The sequence below is a fragment of the Mucilaginibacter sp. NFR10 genome (assembly GCF_900100445.1).
GTDB lineage: Bacteria > Bacteroidota > Bacteroidia > Sphingobacteriales > Sphingobacteriaceae > Mucilaginibacter > Mucilaginibacter rubeus.
This window is the reverse complement of sequence record NZ_FMTV01000024.1, coordinates 1-2176: the sequence shown is the minus strand read 5'-3', so window position 1 is coordinate 2176 and position 2176 is coordinate 1. Positions and strand designations below refer to the sequence as shown.

The 2176-nt window shown below is 39.1% G+C and carries 2 protein-coding genes; both read right to left on the bottom strand.

The window, feature by feature from the left end; all coding sequences use genetic code 11:
- A partial coding sequence (locus tag BLP33_RS27095; RefSeq protein WP_139160092.1) for an FG-GAP repeat domain-containing protein occupies window positions 1-1439 on the bottom strand: 1439 nt, incomplete at its 3' end.
- On the bottom strand, window positions 1426-1992 hold the full coding sequence (locus tag BLP33_RS27090; RefSeq protein ID WP_139160091.1) for a hypothetical protein: 567 nt from the start codon (window positions 1990-1992) through the stop codon (window positions 1426-1428). The genes BLP33_RS27095 and BLP33_RS27090, both read right to left, overlap by 14 nt.
- Between the last annotated feature and the right edge of the window lie 184 nt (window positions 1993-2176).

The following is a 2176-nucleotide window of genomic DNA, read 5'->3' as shown; positions in this document are numbered from 1 at the left end:
CATTCGGCTGCCTTATTGGTAAATGTCAGGTCCCCATTGTTTCGGTAGGCATAGTTAGGCACAGCCTCCGAGGGCATACTATCTATTAGCTTCTTGTAATTTATGCCTTTATTTGTCCAAACACTTCCCATCACGTTCCGATCGGATAAACGTTGAATATAGTCCTGGTTTGTTAAGTCCTTATAAATACCGTTAGCGATAAAAACATCTTTGAATCCATCATTGTCAAGGTCAGTGATCAACGCGCCCCAGCTCCAATCGGTTGCATGAACACCTGCAAGCCGGCCTATCTCGCTAAAAGTTCCGTTGCCATTGTTCAACTGGAGCGTGTTCCTGGTAAACTGGTGATAATAATCATATCTTAAATCAAGCTGGTATTTATCCCAGTTTTCAAAAGTGGTATTTGTTTTAAGCCTTGATTCTGATGCCGGAAGCATATCCGTCACAAAAATATCAGGATGTGCATCGTTGTTGATGTCGGCCAGGTCGGCCCCCATCGATGCATTACTAATACTTTTCATCTGATCCTCAAGCGATTCTTTAAACATACCGTTGTGATTATTAATATATAGGTAATCACGTTCAAAAAAATCATTGGAAACATAGATGTCGTCCCAGCCATCCCCATTTACATCTCCCACACTTACCCCCAAACCAAAACCAATTACACTACCATAAATACCGGCCTGTTCACTCACATCGGTAAAATGGCCGCCATCATTCCTGAATAATTTTTGCCCTCCCAATAAATCTCTTTTATTCCGTTCATTATTCTGAATATTAAAGCTACCGATTGCCTTAAAAGAATTGCTTAACATAAAGAGATCCAGGTCTCCGTCATGATCATAATCAAAGAAAACAGCGTGGGTTGAGTATCCATTTACGCCAATTCCATATTCCTTTGCCCGTTCGGTAAAGGTGAGATTACCGTTGTTGATGTATAATTCATTCTGCTTATGATCGCCTTTAACATCGCCACTATTGCAAACATAAATATCCAACAACCCATCACCATTAACATCGGCCATAGTAACACCGGTAGACCATCTGCCGAGCTTGGTAATTCCGGCTTTCCCGGTTATGTCTTCAAACTGAAAATTGCCTTTGTTTAAATATAGATGACTGGGCACCATGTTGCCCACCAAAAAAATATCCGGCAATCCGTCATTATTGATATCTCCTATTGCTACACCGCCACCGTTATAAAAATTACGATAAGTAAAAATATTGAAATTAGCATCATACGATAATTGGTTAACAAAATCGATATGCGTTTCATTGGAATTTAAAAGTTCAAAAAGCTTATTGCCACCTCCGCTTTGCTTTTTCTGGCAACTGGTTAAAGCCAACAAAAAGAACACAAAACAGTACCTGATGCTAAAAACATCATGAATAGTTTTTTCTGTCAAAAAAGTAAAATTCACCTTATTTTTTTTCATCTGTCAGTAAATCAGTGTAATCTACTTTTACATGGGCGTCATCATATTTCCCGATGATAATTCTGCGGTTACCATCTACCTGCACAAAAATCGTCCCTTTAGCCGGGTCCGTTATACGGATAAAGTCCTTTTCCTTATACCATTTTTTCAGCATATTTAATACATCCAACTGCAGGCTATCAGCAAACATTTGTTTATTCCAAGGAGCGAAAGCATCGTAACTAAAACTCACTCTCATTTTGCTAATCTTACCTTGCCGAAAATCAGGATAGAAATTCATGGAAGCCGGATATTTCAATTCCTTATTTAGTTTGTATAAAACTGTTGTATTGCCGGGGCCTGCAAAAAAGATCCCTTTTTTATTCATTTCCCAACAGTGGGTATAAAACTCTTTTGAGGTCATCCCTAATTTTATTCCCTGAAACAGGCTATCTCTTCTCACCCCCCGCGAAAGTTCACTCGCTACTACGTTTTCATACTTTCTGTCGTCTGAATTACAAGAAAATACAGAAATGAGGCATAAAACAACCAGGATCCCTTTAAAATATCTCATAGTTAACCACCATCTTATTTAAAACTCAACACCTCTGTTTTATCATTATTTTTAGCTACGATCAGCAGCTTATTGTTTCCGGCTTTAATCTCTTTCATATCACGTACGGCCCCTTTTATTACGATGCCGCTTACCTGAGGCTTAACTGCCGTAAAGCCACCTTTCCCGTCTCCTTTAAGCAGCA